This is a genomic window from Flavobacterium sp. F52 (genome assembly GCF_000278705.1).
Lineage (GTDB): Bacteria > Bacteroidota > Bacteroidia > Flavobacteriales > Flavobacteriaceae > Flavobacterium > Flavobacterium anhuiense.
The window spans coordinates 261387-285600 of sequence record NZ_AKZQ01000034.1; the positions used below are offsets into that span (position 1 = coordinate 261387).

Annotated in this window: 16 protein-coding genes; 3 read left to right on the top strand and 13 right to left on the bottom strand. The window is 34.8% G+C overall.

The window, feature by feature from the left end:
- Position 1: 1 nt before the first annotated feature.
- Entirely contained in the window at positions 2-3103 is a 3102-nt protein-coding gene (locus tag FF52_RS17680) for a SusC/RagA family TonB-linked outer membrane protein (protein WP_008467661.1), read from the bottom strand.
- 30 nt (positions 3104-3133) lie between these two features.
- Positions 3134-4573, bottom strand: coding sequence for a glycoside hydrolase family 28 protein (locus FF52_RS17685; RefSeq protein ID WP_035691863.1), 1440 nt, complete (start codon positions 4571-4573; stop codon positions 3134-3136).
- 288 nt (positions 4574-4861) lie between these two features.
- On the opposite strand from FF52_RS17685, the gene FF52_RS17690 reads away from it, so the two are divergent.
- Positions 4862-5890 carry a LacI family DNA-binding transcriptional regulator gene (locus FF52_RS17690; RefSeq protein ID WP_008467665.1) on the top strand — a complete coding sequence of 343 codons (1029 nt, stop codon included), beginning with the start codon at positions 4862-4864 and terminating at the stop codon, positions 5888-5890.
- A gap of 259 nt (positions 5891-6149) precedes the next feature.
- Here FF52_RS17690 and FF52_RS17695 read toward each other — a convergent pair whose 3' ends face one another.
- The 8 genes from FF52_RS17695 to FF52_RS17730 all read right to left on the bottom strand — a co-directional run bounded on the left by FF52_RS17695 (position 6150) and on the right by FF52_RS17730 (position 15924).
- A complete protein-coding gene (locus FF52_RS17695) occupies positions 6150-7772 on the bottom strand; it encodes a UxaA family hydrolase (RefSeq protein ID WP_008467667.1) in 1623 nt (540 codons plus the stop codon).
- A gap of 38 nt (positions 7773-7810) precedes the next feature.
- Entirely contained in the window at positions 7811-9259 is a 1449-nt protein-coding gene (locus tag FF52_RS17700) for a tagaturonate reductase (protein WP_008467670.1), read from the bottom strand.
- 219 nt (positions 9260-9478) lie between these two features.
- Positions 9479-10147 carry a bifunctional 4-hydroxy-2-oxoglutarate aldolase/2-dehydro-3-deoxy-phosphogluconate aldolase gene (locus tag FF52_RS17705; protein ID WP_008467672.1) on the bottom strand — a complete coding sequence of 223 codons (669 nt, stop codon included), beginning with the start codon at positions 10145-10147 and terminating at the stop codon, positions 9479-9481.
- 11 nt (positions 10148-10158) lie between these two features.
- Positions 10159-11178 carry a sugar kinase gene (locus FF52_RS17710; RefSeq protein WP_008467674.1) on the bottom strand — a complete coding sequence of 340 codons (1020 nt, stop codon included), beginning with the start codon at positions 11176-11178 and terminating at the stop codon, positions 10159-10161.
- A gap of 125 nt (positions 11179-11303) precedes the next feature.
- A complete protein-coding gene (gene uxaC, locus FF52_RS17715; RefSeq protein ID WP_008467676.1) occupies positions 11304-12704 on the bottom strand; it encodes a glucuronate isomerase in 1401 nt (466 codons plus the stop codon).
- A gap of 24 nt (positions 12705-12728) precedes the next feature.
- Positions 12729-13520, bottom strand: a complete 792-nt coding sequence (locus FF52_RS17720) for a gluconate 5-dehydrogenase (RefSeq protein WP_008467678.1) — start codon at positions 13518-13520, stop codon at positions 12729-12731.
- A gap of 1 nt (position 13521) precedes the next feature.
- Positions 13522-14361: a 5-dehydro-4-deoxy-D-glucuronate isomerase gene (kduI, locus tag FF52_RS17725; protein WP_008467679.1), complete on the bottom strand. Its 840-nt coding sequence runs from the start codon at positions 14359-14361 to the stop codon at positions 13522-13524.
- A gap of 96 nt (positions 14362-14457) precedes the next feature.
- Positions 14458-15924 carry an MFS transporter gene (locus FF52_RS17730; RefSeq protein ID WP_008467680.1) on the bottom strand — a complete coding sequence of 489 codons (1467 nt, stop codon included), beginning with the start codon at positions 15922-15924 and terminating at the stop codon, positions 14458-14460.
- A gap of 408 nt (positions 15925-16332) precedes the next feature.
- Between FF52_RS17730 and FF52_RS17735 the strand changes: the two genes are divergently transcribed.
- On the top strand, positions 16333-17271 hold the full coding sequence (locus tag FF52_RS17735) for an alpha/beta hydrolase (protein WP_008467681.1): 939 nt from the start codon (positions 16333-16335) through the stop codon (positions 17269-17271).
- An 83-nt stretch (positions 17272-17354) separates the two neighbouring features.
- Here the strand turns inward: FF52_RS17735 and FF52_RS17740 are convergent, their stop codons facing one another.
- The 3 genes from FF52_RS17740 to FF52_RS17750 all read right to left on the bottom strand — a co-directional run bounded on the left by FF52_RS17740 (position 17355) and on the right by FF52_RS17750 (position 22519).
- Complete coding sequence (locus FF52_RS17740) at positions 17355-18797, bottom strand: PepSY-associated TM helix domain-containing protein (RefSeq protein ID WP_035691834.1); 1443 nt, start codon at positions 18795-18797, stop codon at positions 17355-17357.
- 72 nt (positions 18798-18869) lie between these two features.
- Positions 18870-20102, bottom strand: a complete 1233-nt coding sequence (locus FF52_RS17745; protein WP_008467683.1) for a DUF4374 domain-containing protein — start codon at positions 20100-20102, stop codon at positions 18870-18872.
- A 26-nt stretch (positions 20103-20128) separates the two neighbouring features.
- Positions 20129-22519, bottom strand: coding sequence for a TonB-dependent receptor (locus tag FF52_RS17750; protein WP_008467684.1), 2391 nt, complete (start codon positions 22517-22519; stop codon positions 20129-20131).
- Between the two features lie 107 nt (positions 22520-22626).
- On the opposite strand from FF52_RS17750, the gene FF52_RS17755 reads away from it, so the two are divergent.
- On the top strand, positions 22627-23658 hold the full coding sequence (locus FF52_RS17755) for an AraC family transcriptional regulator (protein ID WP_008467685.1): 1032 nt from the start codon (positions 22627-22629) through the stop codon (positions 23656-23658).
- Positions 23659-24214 lie beyond the last annotated feature (556 nt).

The following is a 24214-nucleotide window of genomic DNA, read 5'->3' on the forward strand; positions in this document are numbered from 1 at the left end:
ATTAAAATTTAACACTTAATCCCAATTGCGTAGTCACTGATGCTGGACGGTTTACTCCAAAAGCAGCACCAGCCCATTCAGGATCATATCCATCAAAATCTGTAAATACAAATGGGTCTAAAACATTCACATAAATTCTCAGATTACTGATTTTAAGTCTTTTCAATAATTCAGAATCCAATGTGTATCCTAAAGATATATTTTTAATTTTCACGTAAGAAACGTCTCTGTAATACCCAAATAAAGAAGTCCAATAAGCTCCTGCTCCAGTAGCAACAGGACCTGGTCTTGGGTGTTCATTATTTGCATTAGCCGCGATTCCTGTTCCATTTGTTGGAATAAAATAATCCATTGCCAATTTCTGACGTCCTCTATCACTTACATCAGCAAAATTTTGGTGGAAAGTACTCAAAACCGTTTGCCCTTGGCTTGTTAAAACTGAAAAATTGAAATCAAAATTACCAACTGTCAATTTAGAATATAAACTTCCCTGCCAGTCTGGATTTGCGTTTCCGATTACAGTTCTATCATCTTGGTTGAATTTCCCGTCATTGTTCAAATCCTTTGGTCTTGCCTGTCCAGGAGCCATTCCGTAAGATGCTGCCTGCGCCGCTTCGCTTTCTTGCCAAACTCCATCATAAACATAATTGTAGTTTGGATTTAATTCAGATCCTAAGATTAATTTATTACCAATATCACTTACTTGATCCTGATTGTAAATTGACTCTAATTTGTTTACGTTTTTAGTAAATGTGAAAGTAGTTTCCCAATTTACATTTTTGCTTTTGATATTTTTTGTAGTTAACAAAACCTCTACTCCTTTATTGCTAACAGATCCAACATTAGCAAATGTGTTTTTATAACCTGTTTCAAGAGGCAATTCTTGTTTATAAATTAATTTATCTGAAAGTCTGTCATAAACGTCTACGCTACCTGTAATTCTGTTGTTTAAGAATCCGTAATCAAGACCAAAGTTTAACTCTCGTGTTTTTTCCCAAGTTAAATTTTGATTCGCTAAATTTTCAGACTGCCAGCCCGAAACCACATTGGCTCCGTTTGCATAAAAAGTCTGCTGATTTAATAAAGCCTGAGAAGTATAAGGCGCAACGTTGTCATTTCCTGTATAACCTAAACTTGCGCGTAACTTTAAATCTGAAACAACAGAACTGTTTGCTAAGAAAGATTCTTTGCTGATTTTCCATCCTAAAGCTACAGAAGGGAAACTCTGCCATTTATTGCCTTCAGATAGAACAGAAGAACCATCCCATCTTGTAGAAGCTGTCAATAAATATTTGTCTTTAAAAGCATAATTTAAACGAACTGCATAAGAACTTAAAGTATTCTTTTGATAACCTGAGCTAATGTTATAACTCGTCTGAACTCCAGATCCCATATTATTTGATCCAACATCAAAAGGCTGATTGTTTGAATATAAATAAGACGTTTCATCAACATTTGAGTACAAACTCTGCAATAATAAAACACTAAAATCATGCACTTCTTTAAAGGTCTGTTTCAAATCGATTTGGTTATCCCAAGTGTAATTAAAGTTGTTGAAGTTTTTAATTGATGCCGAATTTTTTCCATTTAAGGTTACACCTGCATTGGTTTGCGCTTTATAAGAAGCACTGGTAACAGTATTTTCAATACCGGCTGCAAATGTTGTTTTGAACGAAAGCCATTTTAACGGCTGATATTGGAAGAAAACATTTCCAACAGTTTGCCATGTTTTTTCTGTCTGAGAAGAATTGGCAATTTCCATTAAAGGGTTTACGGTACTTGTTTTATTAATTGCCCATGAACCGTCAGGATAAGTTAATTTCCCTGGAAGGAAAAATAGCGTTCCCACTTTTTCGTTTCCTTGTGCATCAACAGCCCAAGGCGACATTAGCGGACTTAATCTGAAAGCATCCTGCATTGCTAGATCACTACCTAATTGAGTATCAAGACGTGCAACCGTAATATTGGCGCCTGTCGTAAATTTATCATTGATTTTATGATTCAATCCTAACTTAAAAGAATATTTATCTGTCGAATCATTTTCGATAAGCCCTTTATCGCTTTGAACACCAAATCCTAAGTTATAGCTCAAACCAGAATCTGAACGTCCTGTAACATTCAAATAATTGTTTTGCGTCATACCTGGTTTAAGAACAGCATCTGTCCAGTCAAAATTATAACCGCTGTTGGCACGAGAAACCAATAAAGGACTCTGATTTCCTGCTAAAGCTGCCAATTGTGCTGGCGTCTGCGTTTGAGGCGTTGCACTCATGTAGGCTACCTGATGGAATTTCCACCACTCTTCTCCAGTCATCATTTTTGGCATTCTAGTGGCTGTTTTAGTTCCGTAAGAAGTATCAAAAGTTACGTTAATTCCAGATTTAACATTAGCACCACTTTTTGTAGTTACGATAATCACACCGCTCGCTCCTCTAGAACCATAAATTGCAGCCGAAGAAGCATCTTTTAAAACGTCCATTCTAGAAATATCCTGCGGATTCAAAAAGTCAATATTATCAACTGGAACGCCGTCTACGATATATAAAGGCGATGAACCCACTAATGAGTTGTTCCCTCTGATTACCACTTTGTATCCGTCTCCTGCACGTCCTGAAGCAGATGAAATTTGAACTCCTGGCGTGCTTCCTTGAATTGCCTCTAATGGACTTGTAGTATTTCTTTCTGTAATAGTTGCTGCACTGATGGTGCTAACAGATCCCGTAAGATCCGTCTTTTTTACAGATCCGTATCCAACTACAACAACTTCGTTTAATGAATTGGATTGCTCAGCAAGCGTTACATTGATTTTTGATTTTCCAGCTACACTTACTTCTTGCGTCTGAAATCCTAAATAGCTTATTATTAAAATAGCTTTACTGTTTGATACATTAATCTTAAAACTTCCTTCAAAATCTGTCGAAGTTCCATTTTTTGTCCCCTTCTCATTAATGTTTACCCCTGGCAGTGACATACCAGTAGCGTCGGTAATCTTCCCTTCTATTGTGGTTGTCTGCGCATATATAGAACTGCACAGTAAGAAATTCAGGAAAAAGAAAAATACAAAGTACTTGTCTTTTTTCTTAGATAATTGTTTAATACTCATGTGGTTTAAAGTTTGGTTAATTGATAGTGTTTAGTTTGTAATAGATTCTACTTTTTTCTCATTGATGTAGGTATTTATAAAATTTATGTTTTTTACGTTTTTTAATAAATAGAGGGAATCAACCTTTTGAATCTTTACATTTTTCAAAGTAATATTCTCAACTGGAGATTCTGCGTAACCTTCTGCCCAAACGCTGTATTTACCACCGTTTTTTACAGTCACATTTTCTAAGCTTACATTTCTAATGGTTGGAATAAAATTCCCTGTCTGAGATCCGTATACATTATAAAACATGTTTAATTTCAAGACGCATTCTTTTACCGTTCCCACTTCAAGGTTTCGCACATAGATATTTTCAATGATTCCGCCTCTCCTTGAATTGGTTTTTATACGAATGGCACGATCCAAATTCGGACTGTCCATCACACAGTTTTCTACAAAAACATTATTTACTCCTGCAGAAATTTCGCTTCCAATTACAACACCACCATGACCGTCAATCATTTTGCAGTTTTGCACAATGATATTTTTACTTGGTATAGCTACTCTTCTTCCGTCACCATCGCGTCCTGCTTTTATCGCAATACAGTCATCGCCTGTATTGAAAGTGCAGTTTCTAATTAAAATATTTTGTGAATATTCTGGATCACAACCATCATTGTTCGGGCCATGGCTGTTAACCGTTACGCCGTCAATAATCATGTTGTTTGTTTTTATTGGATGCAAAATCCAAAATGGAGAATTGATAATTTTAATATCTTTTACTAAAGCAGTATTACATTCAAAAAACTCAATGAAATTTGGTCTTAAGTAACGTCCGTCTCCAAAAACTCTTTCTGATACAGGAATTCCTTTTTCTGCCATATCGACCAAAACTTCACGATTTGTCGGATCATTTTGAGACGGAATTCCTTTTTTCCAGCCATAATTTTTTCCGCCAGACCAAATCCACCAGTTTGTGCTGTCAGCTTGACCATTTAATGTTCCTTTTCCAGTAATGGCAATATTGGTTTTGTTTTTTGCATAAATAAGCGGAGAATAATTCATTACTTCAGTTCCTTCCCACGAAGTATGAACGATAGGATAATCTTTCGGATTTAAACTAAAAAGAATCTCAGCATGATCTTCTAAATGAAGATTAACATTACTTTCCAAATGAATGGCACCTGTCAAATATTTTCCGTTTGGAACTAAAACTCGACCACCACCATTTGCAGCACATTCTTGTATTGCTTTTTGGAATGCTAAAGTGTTTAACGTTTTTCCGTCAGCAACAGCTCCAAAATCGTTTATGTTATACAATTTATCTGAAAAATGCACTTGAGGAATACTTCTTATAACCAAATCCATTTTTTGCCATGGATTCTCTGAGGAACCAGGAGAAGAATGTCTTGCACATGATGACACTAAAAGTCCTAAAAAGGCTAAAAAAAGAATCTTTTTTGTTGCGACTATCTTATTTGTAATCATTTGCACAGATTTTTCTTGTTTGAATATCAAAAACTTCATGTTTTATGTAATCGATTACACGAAAGTAGAAAAATTGTTCTAAGAGACCAAATTAATTTAGAAAAAAATTATATATTTAATTTTTATTACAAATTTTAATTACATTTAATGCAAAAATTTAGATAATTTATTATCATTGTAGAATCTAAAACGTTTGAGTTTTAAATTATGGTAATCGATAACAATATTCATTGCATAATGAAAAAAAATGTACTTTTGTTTAAAAATAATTCGATAAACTTTTTTTGAATGAGTGAAAAAGTAACTATTTACGATATTGCTGAAAAATTAAACATCACAGCTGCAACAGTTTCCAGAGCGTTAAACAATAATCCTAAAATAAAGGAGGCGACGCGTGAGCTAGTTATCAAGACTGCTGCTGCGATGAATTATAAGCAAAATAAATTGGCTCTAGCTTTAAAGAGTGGCCGAAGTAATAATATCGGAGTTATTGTGCCGCGTATTGACAGCAATTTTTTTGCCTCTGTGATTCGAGGAATTGAAGAAGAGCTTTATCCCCACGGTTATCAGGTTATTATCTGTCAGACTCATGAAAGCATCAAAAGAGAAAATGAAAATCTTCATACACTCGTAGACGCGCAGGTCGACGGTATCATGATGTCTGTTACCGGAATTTCAGACGAGAATGACAGCGCTTTTAGAAATGTATTAGAAAAAAATGTACCACTGATATTTTTTGATAGAAGCAAACATATTGACGGAGTGAGTTCTGTAACTATAAATGACTTCAAAGGCGGTTATTTGGCCACAAAACATTTAATCGATGAAGGCTGCAGAAACATTGCTCATTTCTCTGGAGACCAATCGTTGGACATCTTTAAAAATAGATTTTTAGGATACAAACAAGCCTTATTAGACAGCGGACTTGATTTTAAAGAAGAATACGTTATTTATACCAAAAGTAGCGTTGACGCAGGTAAAGAATCGGTTGACAAACTTTTACAATTGCAAACTCCTCCTGATGCTATTTTTTCTTCGAGTGATTTTGCTGCATTGGGTGCCATACAAGAATTAAAAGAAAGAAATATCAGCATTCCAAGTGAGTTTTGTGTTGCGGGTTTCAGTAACGAGCCTTTTACTAAATTCATGGAATTATCGATTACTTCTGTAGATCAGTCACCGCTTGAAATGGGAAGAATGTCTGCCCGCGTTTTCTTAGAACAAGTCGACAAAACAGATGCGATCAAAATTGAAAAAAAGGTAGTTCTAGCACCAGAATTACATATTCGTAAATCTTCTACGAGAACTAATTTTTAATTTTTTTTCACCATATAAGTTATATAAGCTCATTTTTAGAATGGGCTTTTTTTTTTGCAAGCTCCTCTGGAGCTTTATGTTGTAGCCGTTAACCTTTTGCTATAAATATTTCGCTTCTCCGAAGCTTTCTCTAAAAACAAGAGACAAACTACTGTACATCTCTATAGATAAATCTAACACAAAAAAAGACGCACCATATTGTGCGTCTTCTATGTAAACCTTTGTCACTTTGCATCTCTGCAACTTTGTACCTAAAAAATTACAATGACACCCCTCTTTTCCAAGGAATAAAATCGTTCTGATTTAAAATAGCTGCTTTTGTTTTAATGTTACCACTGGCAACGTCAATAATGAATTCTAACATTTCGTCAGCCATCTCATCAATAGTTTTTTCACCTGTAATAATTCCACCAGTATCAATATCGATAATATCAGACATTTTGTTTGCTAACTGTGTGTTTGATGAAATCTTTACAACTGGAGCAATCGGGTTTCCTGTTGGAGTTCCTAAACCTGTTGTAAACAATACCATATTCGCTCCAGAACCTACCATTGCCGTTGTACATTCTACGTCATTTCCTGGTGTACATAATAACGTAAAGCCTGGTTCGCTAATATATTCTCCATAATCGTAAACTCCCGTAATTGGCGATGTTCCACCTTTTTTAGCAGCACCAGCCGATTTCATTGCATCTGTAATCAAACCGTCTTTAATGTTACCTGGAGAAGGATTCATATCAAATCCTGAACCTGCATCTACAACTGTTTTTTCGTACCATTGCATTAAGTCTAAGAAACGTTTTCCATCCTTATCATCTATACAACGATTTACTAATTCCTGCTCTACTCCACATAATTCAGGAAATTCAGAAAGAATTGTAGTTCCTCCCAAAGCAACTAAATGATCTGATAACACTCCCAATGTTGGGTTTGCAGAAATTCCAGAGAATCCGTCAGATCCACCGCACTCTAAACCAATTCTTAGTTTAGATAATGGAGCTGGCTCTCTCTTAATTTCGTTTGCTTTTTTAATCGCTTCGAAAGTGTCTTTTACCACACTGCTTAACATCGTTTCAATTGTCCCGATAGACTGCTGATCGTAAATTAAAACAGGTTTTTTACTGTTTGGATTAATCGCATCTAAAGCTTCTTTGAAAATTGAAATCTGAAGATTTTGGCATCCTAAACTCAACACAGTTGCGCCAGCCACGTTTGGATTATTTACATAACCAGCCAAAAGTTTAGCTAAACTATGAGAATCCTGACGAATTCCACCACAACCTCCTTGGTGTGTAATGAATTTAACTTCAATATTATTGAACAAGTTTGCATCGTTTGAAGCTTCTTGATTTCCCGCTCCACCTGTTTCTGATTTTACCAAAGAACGCAACAATAATTGGTAATCGTTTTCTTTTGGTTTCATCAATTCTTTCTCAAAAATATCCTTTAAGATTTCGATGTTTCTGTTTTCACAAAAAACCAATGGAAAAAATAACCATACATTTTCTGTTCCAACCTGTCCATCTTCTCTATGATAGCCCTGCCACGTTCTGTCTTTCCATTTATCAACATTAGGAGCTGTCCAGCCAATGGTTTCCGTTTTTCCTGTTACTTTATCACTTTCGTGTTTTACGTTAGCAGTAGAAAGCAATCCGCCTTTTTCAATTCTTGCACTTGCTTTTCCAACCAAAACACCGTACATAATGATTCTATCCCCTACATTAAAAGGAACCATTGCAATCTTATGTTTCATTTTTACATCAGACTCTACTGTAATTGATTGTCCTTCAAAATCAATCACTTCGCCTGCAGTAAGATCCACCAAAGCAACCGCAACATTGTCGGTCGGGTGAACTTTTATTAATTTTTTCTGCGTTGCCATAATTAACCTTTGTTCTTTGTTCTTTTTGTTGTGTTTTCTTATTTTATTCTTTCTTGAAACTTAGCAAAACCAGCTTCAATTCCGTTTGAATCTATTTCTTCCAAAGCAATTGTAATTGCTCTTGTTAAACCATGAATTTCTGTTAAATCCTCATCCCAGAAATTTTTGTTTTGCAATGTCAAACGAGCAATTTTTTCGTAATCGTCAGACTTCCAAAGTCCGTTGAAGAATGTTGTAATATCTTCGCTATCGTTAACCGGTAAATCTTGTCCGTTCCAAGTTCCTTTGTAGAAACGAATTAAAGCTGCAAAAGCAAAAGTCAAATGAACCGGAAGTTTTCCGTGAACATCTACATATCCTGTTAAACTTGGCAATACGCGAACTTTAAATTTAGAAATCGAGTTTAAAGCGATTGAAGACAATAAATGTTTGATGAATGGATTTCTGAAACGGTCTAAAATCTCTTCTGAGAAACTCGCCAATTCTGCTTTATCCATGTTTAAAGTTTCATTGATTTCTTCAAACAAAGCTTTATTGATAAAATCTCCTGTAAACGGATTATCTACAGTTTCTTTTACTGTTTCGTTTCCGTAAAGCAACGAGAATGGCACCATTGCAGTATGTGCTCCGTTAAGGATTCTCACTTTACGAGTTCTGTACGGCTGCATATCAGAAATGATTTTTACATCTAAATCTGTTTTGTCAAACGGCAATTTTGCTTTCAATTTATCATCACCTTCAATAACCCATAAAAAGAAAGTTTCTGCACTTACAATCAAATCATCTTTGTAATCTAATTGTGCATTGTATTCTTCAATTTGATCTTTCGGATAACCTGGAACAATTCTGTCAACCAATGTATTATGCCAAGAACAGCTGTTGGTTAACCAAGCCTCAAATTCTGCTCCTAATTTCCAGTCAGCACTATATTTGAAAACAATTTCTTTTAAAGTATCAGAGTTGTAATTGATTAATTCGCAAGGAATAATGGTCAATCCTTTATCTGCAGCACCATTAAAATGTTTGAATCTTTCGTGAAGTAAAACAGTTAGTTTTGCAGGGAAAGAAACCGGTGGCTGCATGGTTGGCAAATCTGAAGCGATATATTCGATACCCGCTTCAGTTGTATTAGAAATAATAAAAGCTAACTCTTCTTCTTTAGCCAAAGCTAAATAATCTTGAAAAGAAGCATACGGATCAATTGCTTTTACAATATTAGTAATCAATTCTTTTTCCTGAATTTCCTCACCTTTTTTAACTCCTTTCATAAACAAAGTATACAATCCGTCCTGCGCATTGATCATGTTTACCAAACCTTTGTCAATTGGCTGCACCACTGCAATACCAGCATTAAAATCAGCATTTTGATTCAATTTCTGAATGGCATATTCAACAAAAGCTCTCAAGAAGTTTCCTTCTCCAAATTGCACGATTTTAATTGGAAGTTTTTCTGTAAGTCCTGCGTTTGATCTGTTTATTTTTTCCATTTTGATTTACTTCTTTAATCTGTTATAAATAACCATTTATAACCTTAACTCTCTATTTCTGCCTTTAAAATTGCAAAAGAAACATTACACCCGATTGGATAAAATAAAGCCGGCTGTGAGGAATGGCTAGCTAAATTTTTCAAGCGTAATGTTCAATTACAATCTCTAAAAATCTAAAAAACTTATAAAATAAGGAGTCAGGCATGATTACCCCTTAATCTATTTTCTAATATCTTTTATAATGTCAAGAACCTGTTTTACTTTTGCAGTTAAACCATCGAAGTCTTTCTGGTCTAATATATCTTTTGAAATTAATTGCGAACCTAAACCAACACAGGTTGCTCCTGCATTCAGCCATGAACTTAAACTTTCTTTTGTTGGGTAAACCCCTCCTGTCGGCATAATATTCGTCCAAGGACACGGACCTTTTATCGCTTTAATAAATTCTGGTCCGTAAGTATCAGCTGGAAATAATTTCACAATTTCGCAACCTAATTCTTCTGCTCTTGCTATTTCTGTCAAAGTACCGCAACCTGGCGACCAAAGCACTTTTCTGCGATTACAAGCTATAGCTATATCTTCTCTAAAAACTGGAGTCACAATAAAATTTGCTCCTAAACTCATATACAATGAAGCCGATGCTGCATCTGTAACAGAACCCACTCCTAAAATCATTCCTGGAAGTTCTGCTAGAGCATATTTATTTAAAGCACCGAAAACTTCATGAGCAAAATCGCCTCTACTCGTAAATTCCATTAATCTGGAACCTCCATCATAACAGGCTTTTAAAACTTTTTTACTTAGTTCGATATCAGAATGAAAAAACAACGGAACCATACCGTTTTCTTTCATGGTCTGAGCTACTTCAATTCGTGAATATTTTGCCATTTTTATATTTCTTATCTTGATACTAATGCAGAACCATCACCATCAATCATATTTTCAACTTCTTTTAAGGTAACCAAGTTGTAATCTCCAGCAATTGTATGTTTTAAACAACAAGCTGCAACTGCAAAATCTAAAGCTCTTTGGTTATTATTGTATTCCAACAAACCGTAGATTAATCCGCCCATAAAGGCATCTCCACTTCCAACGCGGTCTACAACTGGCGTAACTTCTTTAACTGCTGCACTGTAAATCGCTTTTCCGTCATATAAAATTCCGCCAATTCTTTGATGCGAAGCGCTAACAGAATAACGCAGTGTTGTTGCTGCCACTTTCAGACTCGGAATCAATTCGAACAATTTATCATAAACAGCTGGAAGTGATTTTTCATCCTGATAATTCGGATTCACTTTTGGAATTCCCAACATGAAATACGCTGTATCAATATCTCCTAAAATTACATTGCTATATTTCAGCATTTCTGGCATAACCTCGCTAGGAGTTTTTCCGTATTGCCAAAGTTTTGATCTATAGTTTAAATCGCATGAAATTTTAATTCCTTTTTTGTGAGCGACTTTAATTGCTTCTAAACAAGCTTCGCCCGCACTTTCTGAAATTGCTGGCGTAATGCCGCTCCAGTGAAACCATTCTGCACCTTCCAAAACCTTTTCCCAGTCCACCTGCCCTTTTTGTATAGTCGACATGGCGCTGTGAGCACGGTCATAAACTACATTGCTTCCGCGCGTTCCTGCTCCTGTTTCTAAGAAATAAATTCCTAAACGTTCTCCTCCGTAAACAATGTTTTTAGATTCAACATTCATTTTTCTGATTTCTTTCAATGCAGAAAAACCAATTTCATTTTCAGGCAGTCTGGTAACAAATTCAGCATTTACACCATAATTTGCCAAAGAAACGCATACGTTAAATTCACCGCCACCATAAGTAGCACCAAATGCTGTAGATTGCGAAAAACGCAAATGTCTTTCTGTCGATAAACGCAGCATGATTTCTCCAAATGCAACTACTCTACTCATACTATCTTTTTTATATTTTACCATTAAGAGATTATGAAAATTAAGCTTAACTTATCTTTATTATTTAAGTAACTACTTATTAGAGCAAAAACTTAATTTTCTTAATGTCTGAATGGTTAGAAAAATTAAAACTTAAAATATTCTTTAGCGTTGTTGTATGAAACATCAGAAACTAATTTTCCGATCCATTCCATATCGTTTGGAAGTTCGCCACGTTTGATTTCGTCTCCCAAAAGATTACACAAAATACGTCTGAAATATTCGTGTCTTGGGAACGATAAGAAACTTCTTGAATCTGTCAGCATTCCAACGAAACAGCTAATTAAGCCCATGTTTGAAAGCGCATTCAATTGTTTTGTCATTCCATCTTTCTGATCCAAAAACCACCATCCTGAACCAAATTGCACCTTTCCGCGAACGCTTCCGTCGTTGAAATTTCCAATCATCGTTGCCATAACTTCGTTATCAGCAGGATTTAGGTTGTAGATAATCGTTTTGGTCAATTTATCTTTACTGTCTAAAGCATTTAAGAAAGCAGATAATTTTTGTGCTTGAGGATAATCTCCAATAGAATCCCACCCTGTATCTGGGCCTAAGATTCTGTGCATACGAGCGTTGTTGTTACGCAATGCACCTAAGTGAAATTGCTGTACCCATCCAAACTCATGATAGGTTTCTGATAAGAAAACTAAAATAGCACTATGGAATTTTAAAACTTCTTCTGGAGACAACTCTCCATTTTCTCTTTTCTTTTTGAAAATCGCATTGATTTCACTTTCTGTAAAGTTTTCAAAATCAATTTGATTCAATCCATGATCACTTAATTTACATCCGTTTGCATTAAAGAATTCGATTCTTTTTCGTAAAGCAGACTGTAAATCAGCATACGTGTTAATTGCAATACCGGACACATCCCCTAATGTGTCCAGATATGCATTATAACCATCATTAGCAATTAAGATGGCTTTATCAGGTCTGAAAGCCGTACTCATTTTAATTCCAGTCGAATTATTTGCGAATTTTTGGTGAAATTCTAAAGAGTCGATTGGATCTTCTGTAGTACAAACCAATTCAGCGTTTACTTTTTTAAGAAGATTTTGCGTGCTGTACGCCTGAGAATTTATTTTCTCAGAAGTTTCTAAATAAATTTTCTCAGCCGACTTTTCATTCAATAAATCATAAATATCAAAATAACGAGCCAATTCTAAATGCGTCCAGTGATACAACGGATTACGCATGGTGTACGGAACAGTTTTTCCCCAGTTTAAGAATTTATCTTTATCTGAACCATTTCCTGTTACAAACTGCTCGTTGATTCCCAAAGTACGCATTGCACGCCATTTGTAGTGGTCACCATTGATCCAAACTTGAGTAATATTTTCAAAGATTTTATCTTCGGCAATAAACTGCGGATTTAAGTGATTATGGTAATCAATAATAGGCTGATTTTTAGAGTAATTGTGATATAACTCTTCAGCATATTTATTTTCTAATAAAAAATTATCGTTAATGAAAGTCTGGCTCATATCTTTTTAAATATAATTTGAAAATTATTCTTCGTTTGAAGGTTTTCCGATTGTGGCAAGGATTCCACCATCTACATATAAAATGTGACCGTTTACAAAATCACTTGCTTTGGAAGATAAAAATATTGCTGCTCCGGCCAAATCGCTTGGATCTCCCCATTTTGCTGCAGGAGTTCTGCTAATGATAAAATCATTAAACGGATGACCGTCAACTCTAATAGGTTTGGTTTGTTCTGTGGCAAAATATCCAGGACCAATTCCGTTGATCTGAACATTGTATTTTGCCCATTCTGTTGCCATGTTTTTCGTCAGCATTTTCAAGCCTCCTTTTGCAGCAGCGTAAGCAGAAACTGTATTTCTTCCTAATTCGCTCATCATAGAGCAAATGTTAATGATTTTTCCTTGTCTTCTTTCAATCATTCCTTTTGCTACATGCTTAGAAACAATAAACGGACTTACAAGATCAATATCGACTACTTCTCTGAAATCTGAAACTTCCATATCCAGAAGCGGAATTCTTTTAATAATTCCAGCGTTATTGATCAAGATATCGATTGGCCCAACTTCGCTTTGAATTTTAGCAACAGCTTCTTTTACTTCTTGTTCTTCTGTTACATTAAATTTATAGCCTACCGCATTGATTCCTTCGCCTTTTAATTCTGCTACTGCATGATCAATTTTTTCCTGAGAAGAATTTCCGTTTACCACAATTGTAGCACCCGCCTGACCTAATCCTTTTGCCATTGCCATTCCCAGTCCGTGCGTGCTTCCTGTAATAAGGGCAACTTTTCCTTTTATATCAAATAAATTTGTCATTTTATCTTAAATCAGTGATTTTACAAACATCCATATCTCCGTAATCTAAGTTTTCACCGGCCATTCCCCAGATAAATGTATAGTTGCTAGTACCAGAACCTGAGTGAATAGACCAAGGCGGAGAAATTACTGCCTGATGATTGTTCATCCAAATATGTCGTGTTTCCTGCGGTTGTCCCATAAAGTGGCAAACTGCCTGATCTTGTGGAATATCTAGATAGAAATACACTTCCATTCTACGATCATGTACGTGAGCTGGCATGGTATTCCAAACACTTCCTGGTTTCAATTCTGTCATTCCCATCTGCAATTGGCAAGTTGTTACCACGCTACCAATAATCATTTGGTTTACGGTACGGTGATTTGCCGTTTCCATTGTTCCCAACTGCAATTTATTAGCTTCAGCTAAGCTTACTTTTTTGGTTGGATAACTAGTGTGCGCAGGTGCAGAGTTTAAATAGAACTTCGCAGGATTGTTTTTGTCATCACTTTTAAAAATTACTTCTTTATTTCCTGCTCCGATGTATAGAGCATCTTTAAAACCTAACTCATAAGTTGTTCCTTCTACTACCACAGAACCGCTTCCGCCAACATTGATAATTCCTAATTCTCTACGCTCCAAAAAATATGGCGCTTTTAAAAGATCGATTGTTTCTAAAACTAAATCTCCTTTTACCGGAACTGCAGAACCTGCAATGTATCTGTCATAATGCGAATAAACCAAAACCACTTCATCTTCCTGCATTAAATCATCAATTAAGAATTCTTCTCTCAATTGCTGCGTATCATATTTTTTTACAGCTTCTGGGCTTGACGCGTATCTTGAACTATATTTTGTCATAATTTAAATAATGTAATCGATTGCACAAAATTAATTTTTTAAATGGAATAACCATAATTGAAATGAAAAAAATATTTCAATTTTGTGTGCTTATCTTTATAAATCTGTTATTGGACTATATTTAGGAACCAAAGTTTTCATAACAATCCAACCAGTTAAGTAGCAAACGGCACAAATTGAGAAGATGATAAAATATCCAGCCTCAATTCCTTTGAACCCCATAAAAACCATATTAGTATCTTTTGCATAATCAAACAATACTCCAGATCCTTTATTGATCAATGTAGAACCAATTCCTCCTGCTAAACCGCCAATTCCTGTAATGGTTGCGATTGCTTTTTTGGGAAACATATCTCCTACTGTTGTAAAGATGTTTGCCGACCAAGATTGGTGAGCCGCACCTGCAATTCCGATGATGATTACTGGAACCCAGTAACTAATATATCCTAAAGGCTGCGCTATTAAAGCTAACAATGGGAAAAAAGCAAAAATTAACATCGCTCTCATTCTTCCTTCATACGGATTCATTCCTTTTTTCTCTACGAAATAAGTCGGCAGCCATCCTCCAATAATAGACAATAAGGTAATCATATACAGTACAAACAATGGCAATGCCGCTTCTGTTGAATCCATTCCGTAAACCGAACTTAAATACGCTGGAGTCCAGAATAAGAAAAACCACCACACACCGTCTGTCATAAATTTACCAAATGCAAAAGCCCAAGTTTGTTTGTATTTAAAACAATCTGCTAAAGACACTTTACCTCCAGCTTCTGGTTTAAAACCGATTTTACTGTCTTCAATATCATCTTGCTGAATATAAGCCAATTCTTCTGGTGTAACTTTCGAATGTCTTTCTGGTTTATCGTACATAAACATCCAGAATCCCATCCATACAAATCCCAAAGCTCCAATAATGATAAATGACATTTCCCAACCGAAGTATTTTGCAATAAAAGGAATTGTAACCGGAGCCGCCAAAGCTCCTACTGTAGCACCTGCATTAAAAATACTGGTTGCAAAAGCTCTGTCTTTTTTAGGAAAATATTCTGCAGTTGTTTTAATTGCTGCAGGGAAATTTCCTGCTTCTCCTACTGCTAAAACGAAACGCGCAAAAATAAATAAAGCCACACTTACATTGATTACCAACGCTGTATCGCTTATTGTACTGATTATCTCTTTTGAACCATGAAAACTCACAAACCATTCTCCCGCAATAATTCCCGAAGTTGCAATTCCGCAGAAAGCGTGAAGACAAGCTCCAACAGACCAAATTCCAATTGCCCAAAGAAATCCTTTTTTAGTATCTAACCAATCTACAAATCTGCCTGCAAATAATAATGAAACTGCATAGAAAATAGAAAATAAAGCAGTGATATTTCCATAATCGTTATTGGTCCAGTGAAACTCTGGCGCAATAAAATCACTCCATGTTAAAGAAAGTACTTGTCTGTCCAAATAATTAATTGTAGTTGCAAAAAATAATAATGCACAAATACTCCAACGGTATTTCCCTGTGGTTTTGAGACTCTGATTTACTGCAACGGTTTCGGTTTGATTCATAGTAAGTGGGTATTATAGTTTTATAATTTTGGCAATCTTAAAAGACTATATTTACTGCTTTCTAAAAATAGCATAATCAATAAATTAACACCTTAAAAGAAAACAAATGTAATCGATTGCACAAATATAGTTTTTAATCTGTACAATCCAAATAATATTGTGTAAAAAAATAATTTAGTTCGTTAAAATAAACATATTATATAAAAAAAGGAATACAAAATTACACATTAAACAATATATTTGTTAAAAGCCAATAGGTGAAATTTATACTTTTGTTGGGGTAAAATTGTCCCAAAAGCCAACCTTAAGCAAACCAATTTTATGTATTTTTAAATTCTTCTGTTTATCGGTTGCATTTTCAAATACAAAAAACATAAATATTTACAAAACAAATAATTACAATTTAAAGTGAAACACACCAAAACACAATCTTTAAGAACAATTACCTTGAGTTTTCTCCTTTTTTCTGGATTATTTTCGATAAGGGCCCAAAATCAGACTATACCGCTTTGGAACAAAATCCCTGATGAAATAAAAGCAACCGATTACAAAGAAAAAGAAATCTTAAAAGACGGAAAATTGCAGAGTACGAGCCAAGTTTCTGTACCCACTTTGAGTATTTTTATTCCGAAAGAAGTAAAGCCAAATCAAACTGCTGTTGTAATTTGTCCGGGAGGCGGTTACACGCATTTAGCATTTGAAAAAGAAGGAACAAAAGTGGCAGAATGGTTCAATAGTATTGGAATTGCCGCTTTTGTTTTGAAATATAGAATGCCAACCGATCTCACTATGAAAAATAAAAGTGTTGGACCACTGCAAGATGCTCAGGAGGCTATTCGTTACGTGAGACAAAATGCAGCAAAATGGAATATTGATCCCAACAAAATTGGAATTTTAGGTTTTTCCGCGGGAGGTCATTTGGCTTCGACTGCTTCAACTCATTATGATGATAAGGTGTATGAATCGGCATACAAAGTAAGTGCGCGTCCTGATTTTTCTCTTTTGATTTATCCTGTAATCTCAATGGAAAACGAAATCACGCATAAAGGCTCTCAAACCAATTTGCTTGGAAATAATCCTTCAAAAGAGTTAATAGATTCTTTTTCGAATGAAAAGAAAGTAACTTCTAAAACCCCGCCCACTTTCTTAATTCATGCTACAGATGATACAGTCGTAATTCCAGAAAACAGTATCAATTATTATTTGGCATTAAAGAAAAATGGCGTTTCAGCCGAGATGCATGTATATGAAAAAGGTGGCCACGGATTTGGATTGGGAGTTGCTGATACTAGTAAATTTTGGACTAGAGATTGCGAAGAATGGCTTAAATCAAACGGATATAATTAAAAAAATAAAGGCAAAACTTTTACAAGTTTTGCCTTTTATCAAAAAAAAAACAAAAAGGAATTAAAAAACTAATTTTAATATGTTTAAACAGCAACTTCTTGTTCTGTTGTATTTTTCACTTTAGGAACGGAAATTGCTTTAGTTGCCACTTTTGATTTTGCAGCAGGTTTCTTTTTGCCAAATTTCTGTTTTCCCCACCAGATAATAAATCCTGTAATAGGCAAACTGGCAGAAATCAAACTAGCCAAAAATGCAATAATTTTCCCTGTAAGTCCAAGAACACTTCCTACGTGAATGTCATAATTCATACGTCTGATTTTGTCTGGAATATTGGCTTCAATATATTTTCCTGAAAAAGGGGTTTTAATCGAAATTTCTTTCAAAGTCTGCTGATCAAAACTATATCGGTCCATATTATAAAAGGTATGTCTCTGTTTATAAACAAAAGCACCAATCGGATCTGCAGGTTTCGCAGGAATACTGATCATAATTCCGGCTGCCTGAGGATTTTCTTTTTTTAGATTCATTAAAACTCTATCGGCTGTTGTAATATTAAATGCTGTTACGTGGGTGGTATCAGATTTTGGAGATTCACGATTCTCAACCAAAGGTTTTCCTCCAGATGTTACCCAATATAAAGATTTGCTCCACCATCCGAAACTCCAAACTAAGCCTGTTACGGCAATAAAAAACAGAAAAATGCAGCTGTAAAAACCAAATACATTGTGCATGTCATAATTGACACGTTTAAAGCTGGCATCCCATTTAATTTTAAAACTTTTATCAATAATAGACTTAATCCATTTTGTGGGCCACCATAAAACAATACCTGAGATCAGCAAAACAACAAAGATTAAAACTGCGACTCCGACAATGGGTCTCCCAATATCATAAGGAAGCCATAAAGCACGATGTCCGTTTAAAATCCATCTGAAAAAATCTGGCGATTCTCCTCTAGTAAAAGTTTTTACATGTAATATATCTCCCGTATACGGATTCATGTAAACACTTATAAAAGTTCCTTGCCTTCTTCCGCCTTTACGCTTTTCGCCCTTTCCTTTTCCTTTTCCTTTTCCTTTTTCGTTGGACTGAGCTTTTAATTCTGATTTTCCTTTTGCATTTTGATTATTAGCAACATCTTTTCTTGCTTTTTTATGCTCTCCTTTTTCCCCATGATCTCCCTTTTCACTCTCTTCTTTTTTCTCCACAAAATAACCAACAATAGCCGCTTCATCTTTTCCGCCAAAAGTCACGCTGGTTGCTTTTTTGTCTTTCATTTTTTTATCAGCAATCGAGACTAATTGCGAAGGAAGTAAAAATGCTTCTTTCTGAGGTTTTACAAAACGCCAGTCTTCAATACAATCTTTTATTTCATTTTCAAAAACATAAATACAGCCTGTAAGACTGACAATGACCACAATGATTCCAGATGCTAGACCAAGCCACAAATGCAGCCAAGCCATAATACGCTTAAAAAGCGACTTTTTACTTTTTTTCTTATTATTTGGTTTTGAAGAAGAAAACATAATTGGATAAATAAATAGGATAAATAAAAAAACCGCAAGTACTCATAAAAAAGCACTTACGGTAAAAAAATATTAGTATTTTAATTTTTGGATTGCAGTAATTTGTCCGCCTTCAACTTTCATACCTTTTGTCGCAACGGCAGTTGTACCGTTGATTGAGTAAATCCAGTTTCCGTCAGGAGTATTGATACCTACAATTGCAGAACTTCCATCTTCTGAAGTAATATTGTAACGACTAGTCACAGAAGTTAAAGTAGCTGGGGCATTTGTTACCCATGTAAATGTTTGGTTGTAAACGTCTGCGATTGCCATTTTAACTGCACCATTGTTTTTACCCACATTTCCATACAGTAACAATAAGAATTTACCTTTTGAAATATAAGTAGTAGAAGAAATTTTATATCCACCAGATTTTTCCTGAACGTTAAAGAAATAAGATTTGTCAAATTCTGTAGTTCCTTTTTTGATTCTCACAATCGCAGAAGGTTTTGTAGAAGTCATCACAGCGTTGCTAGTAGCAATTGCTCCAGAGAAACCGTAGGCATCTCCATTTTCGTCTTGGAATAATCCGTTTGTGAAATAAGCCCCTAAATAACTGGTACGGTTATCTTTGATTACTTTTTCTAATTTCAATTCTGGGTAATTGTAAACTGCAACCCATGTACTATCTGGATTTGCAGTACCAAAATTGTCTACTCCGTCTCCTTTGATACTCATGTAAGGCATATAGACTTTATCTCCCACCTGAGTCGCCCAAGTAAAGAAAGCTCTTTCTCCGTTTCCGGCCAATTTTTTAGTGTCTTGCTGTGCTTCGCCAGTAATAAGCGATTTTTCAGCGTCGATTTTGTACATAGAAGCGATAGAGGCACCGCTCCTTGGAACTTTAATCGTCAAAATATCTTTGTTTACAGCAGCAAATACGTGTACTGTTTCTGCTTGGAAATCAGATTTTTTAACCAATTTTCCTTCACCGTTTAAATTATAAGTTGTTACAGCTCCTGGATTTCCTTGTCCGTAAAGCAAACTAAAGAAGTTATTTTGCGCTGTAATGTAATAACGATATGTTCCATCCTGCTCCAATCCGTTTCCTGTGGTGGTAATAGAACCTGTAGACACATCATCTGCAGTTAATAAATAATCTGCAATTCCCGCTGCTCCAGTTGTTGCAGTAATAATATATTTCGTTTTTCCTGTATCAGTTCCGCCGCCAGTTTCTCCTCCTGATTTATCTGAATCACTGCTGCAAGAAAAAGCTGTAAAGGCTAAAACAGCTGATAATAAAGCTAATGTTGTACTTTTTTTCATTGTATTATGGTGTTTGTATTAAAAATTTAATTATTTGATTTGCTGAAATAATATCTCAACTTGATGTAAAAAGCTCTGCTAGGTTTTTGTAATGAGAAATTGTCATAAAGCTTGTTGTCAAGAAAGTTTTTGCATTCAAAAGCAATATTGTATTTCCCATTTGCCATGGTATAAACAGCATTTAAATCGTGGCTGAACTGCTGCGGAATTTCTAGTTTACTGTCCTTACTTCCCATACTTGGCCAAGACAAATAATACGTATGGACATAAAGCAGATTATAGCCAACAGACAGATTATTTCCTTTTTTCCAAACATTATTAAAGAACACTGTCGCATCTGCATTTCCAAAAAGGTATGGCATGTTTGGAATTCGGTCATTATAAAAAGGAGACACATAATTTTGATTTGGCTCGTACATTGTTTTGTTCCTAATATTCTGGTACGTTGCGTTGAAACCAGCCGTAAAACGACTTCCATACGAGTATCTAATCTCACCATCGATACCATAATTGGTCACTTTTCCCTGATTGACATTGGTAGTCATCGTCTGATTATTATTCAATGTCGGACGAATAAAATCGACTGCATTTCTATGCAAAAGATTCACATCAAATGATAAAGCATTTTTTTCGCGGAAACTAGTCTGATAACTCGCTCCTAAATTATAGTTGTTGCTTGATTCTGGTTTTAAGGAAAGATTTCCCTCTAAATTATCATTCACATTACCAAATATTTCCTCTGGAGTTGGCAATCTATAAGTCTTTTCATAAGAAGCCTTTATCTGCAGATTACGTTTCAGATAATAGCTCGTAGCAGCCCCATATCCAGTTGTGGAAGTATGGTCTACATATTTCTGATAGGCAATATCTCCAGCGTTTCCAGACGGATTATAACTTCTTGAATAGGTAGTTTTTAATGAATAATCTTTTAAGAATACAGAAGTGCTCCATTTATCATTATAATCTAATTTATACCCCAATCCTAAAACATTTTTTTGTGTTTTTTTAGGCTGTTTATAAACCAAAGATTCTGGAACCAATTCGTCACTTTCTTTACGATCGAACGTATTAAACGTGTTATTGACCATAAAAGAATGTCTCTCGTTAAGTGTATAAGTTGCATTGGCCGTTGCAATACCATTGTTGTTATAGAACTTACGAAGCGTACGGCTTCTTTCTCCCCCAGCCCCTTCATACTGTTTGTAATCGCCAAACCAATTGTATCTTCTAAAAACGGTATCGATATTCTGTTCGTAACCAAAGTTGTAATTACCCGTAACATTTACGTTCAATCCTTTTGTAAACAGATCTTTTACCTGATATTTTAAAGTTGGCATTACAATGCTACCTTTTCTATAAATCTGTCCGAACACGCTAACCATTCTGGCACCTGTTTGTATATCGGCTTTATTTTCCCCTCCCGTAAAACCAATCATCAATTTATCGGCATATTTTTTCCCAGTTATTCCGACATTTAAAATCACTGTTTCGTTGTGGTATTTATCATGAAAACGTCGCACTCTCTGATTCGGAAAATAAGCTCCCGTATTTAAATCGGCCACATCAACATTTACCCAATAATCATTGTCAGAGTAGTTCTGAAAGGCATTAATTTCTGTCGTAAAACCACTTTTTGCCGTATAACCCGCATTTATACTTGATCGATGCGTATTAAAAGATCCAAAAGAATATGATGCATCTACAAAAGTTCTTGGTTTGCTGTTGGTTACAATATTTATGGCACCTCCAAGGGCATCACCACCAAGCCAGATTGGCACAACACCTTTGTACACTTCTACACGATCGGCTAGATTGATCGGAATGTTATTCATTTGAAAAGAGGATCCAAAATTATCCATCGGAACTCCGTCAATAAAAACCTTAATCTGATTTCCTGAGAATCCGTTGATAGAAAGCTCTGATCTTGAACCCACTCCGCCCGCTTCACGGTTGCGAACACCAGAAACACGGTCTAAAGCATGCGATAAATCTAGAGTTGAATTATGAAGTTTTTTAGCATCAATAGCTGTTACACTGTAAGCTTGTTTATTTACCTTGTCAGTTTGCGATCTTCCAAGTACCGTTACACTTTCTAACTCCTGCAATTGGCTGTCCATTGTAATTGAAACCTCTAAATTACCTGAGACTTCAATTTGTTTTTTCTGAACCGCAAATCCCATTGCAGAGATTTTCAGCGTATGTTTTCCTGATGGTACATTTTTTAAAATATAGTTTCCGTTTTCATCCGAAATAACACTCAAGCCAGTTTTTTCGATAATGACTGTTGCAAACGGTATTGTTTCTCCAGAATTTTCGACCACCTTGCCAGTTACCGTAAAACCTTGATTTTGCTGGGAAAATGATAAGAACGTAGTTAGAAAAAATAAAGAGGCAAATAAAAATTTTTGAGTTGACATATATTTAATTAGACTAATTATAAATAACTTTGCTGCAAAAATACCATCTACATCTTGAAAAAAGATAGGGAAAAACGGATTATTATTTTGTAAAAACGGATTATATTTTGAAAATCAAAGCCACACTTCTAACCTCTGAAACGCCAATCATTAAAATTCAAATTGGAGATAAATATTATCCAAAAAGTATTTTAAAAGAAGAAAACATCAACATTCAAAATGGAAATTCTGAAAAAATTATAAGCCGTCATCTGATCACCGAAGGATTAGTTCTCCTTGATACTCAGATGTATTATTCAACTCCGAGAACCGTAATGTTTGAAATCGATGAAGAATCGGTTGTGATGAATTTTATTTATAGCAGTAATGTTGAAACCCATATTGATCAATTGGAAAGTGAAAAGTATTCTAAAAAAAACACGCATAATATTTTTTATACCAATAATTTTAAAGGTTTCTTTACAATACCGGCTCTCACAAACATCAATTACATGTCTATTATTCTTTCCAAAGAATTTTATTATAATATAATTAATGAAGATTGGCAGCTTCATGAGAAATTTTCAAAAAAAATACTCAATAAACAATCTACTTATTTAACCTCAAAATACCTTCCTTTTACACCTGCAATTCAGTGGGTAACATCCGAAATAAAAAACTGTTCTCGCGAAGGCTTATTAAAAAGAATTTATATCGAAAGTAAAATTAAAGAGCTTCTTATTCATCAGCTAGAAACTTTAAACATTAAACCTCTAGCATCAGAAAATATAAACGATGAAGATTACAGCAAACTGTTAGAAGCTAAAAAAATATTAGAAAACTATTATAGAAATACACCTACTCTACCTGAACTTTCGAGACTTATTTCGTTAAACGAATTCAAGCTCAAAAAAGGTTTTAAAGCTTGTTTTGGAACAACTGTCAAAAGCTATATCATAAAATTGAGAATGGAACATGCCAAAGAATTGTTTCAAAGCAAAACCGCTACGGTAAGCGAAGCGGCCTATAAATGCGGCTACAAAGACGTTTCGCATTTTTCGGCAGCATTTAAAAGCTATTACGGTTTCTCGCCTCAAAAGTTCAAAATCAATACCGATAGTATTCAATTTTGGCTAATTGGCTTTTCATTATTGTGGTAAAAAAAAGGGTTTTAAAATTACGTCCGTCGACTTAATCTTAAAACCCTAAAAAAATTAGACATTAATGTATATTGCAAACTTATATACAAATACCCACGATCAAATGAATATGTCAAAATTTCAATGTAAAAACGTTTCTCCAAAAACAGTTTTTTATAGAAATTAAATGATTCCCAAAAAGGTAAAGGTCATCACCGTTTTCAAATTTCTACAAACCAAAATTAAAATTCGCAAAATAGATAACCTTACGGTTTTCCTCATTGTGTGAAAAAATTAACATTCTTAACTTTAACTTAAAAGCTTAAGTTACTGTACCGCAAAACATTGCCAAAATTCTATTTAACGTAAATTTGTCAAATAAAATACTAGTTTCTAAACTAGATGGCCTCTAAAATTATATTTCTTATTCTAGATTAAGAGCTTTCTTTGTCTTCATCGCATACATTTGCAATGTAGATTAGAAGTTCTATTCAAAACTGAAATCGAAAACAAGAAAAACTTAGTATCTGAGCAATCTTAGAACTTAAAAAAATCTTTCTTATTCTAGATTAAGTTG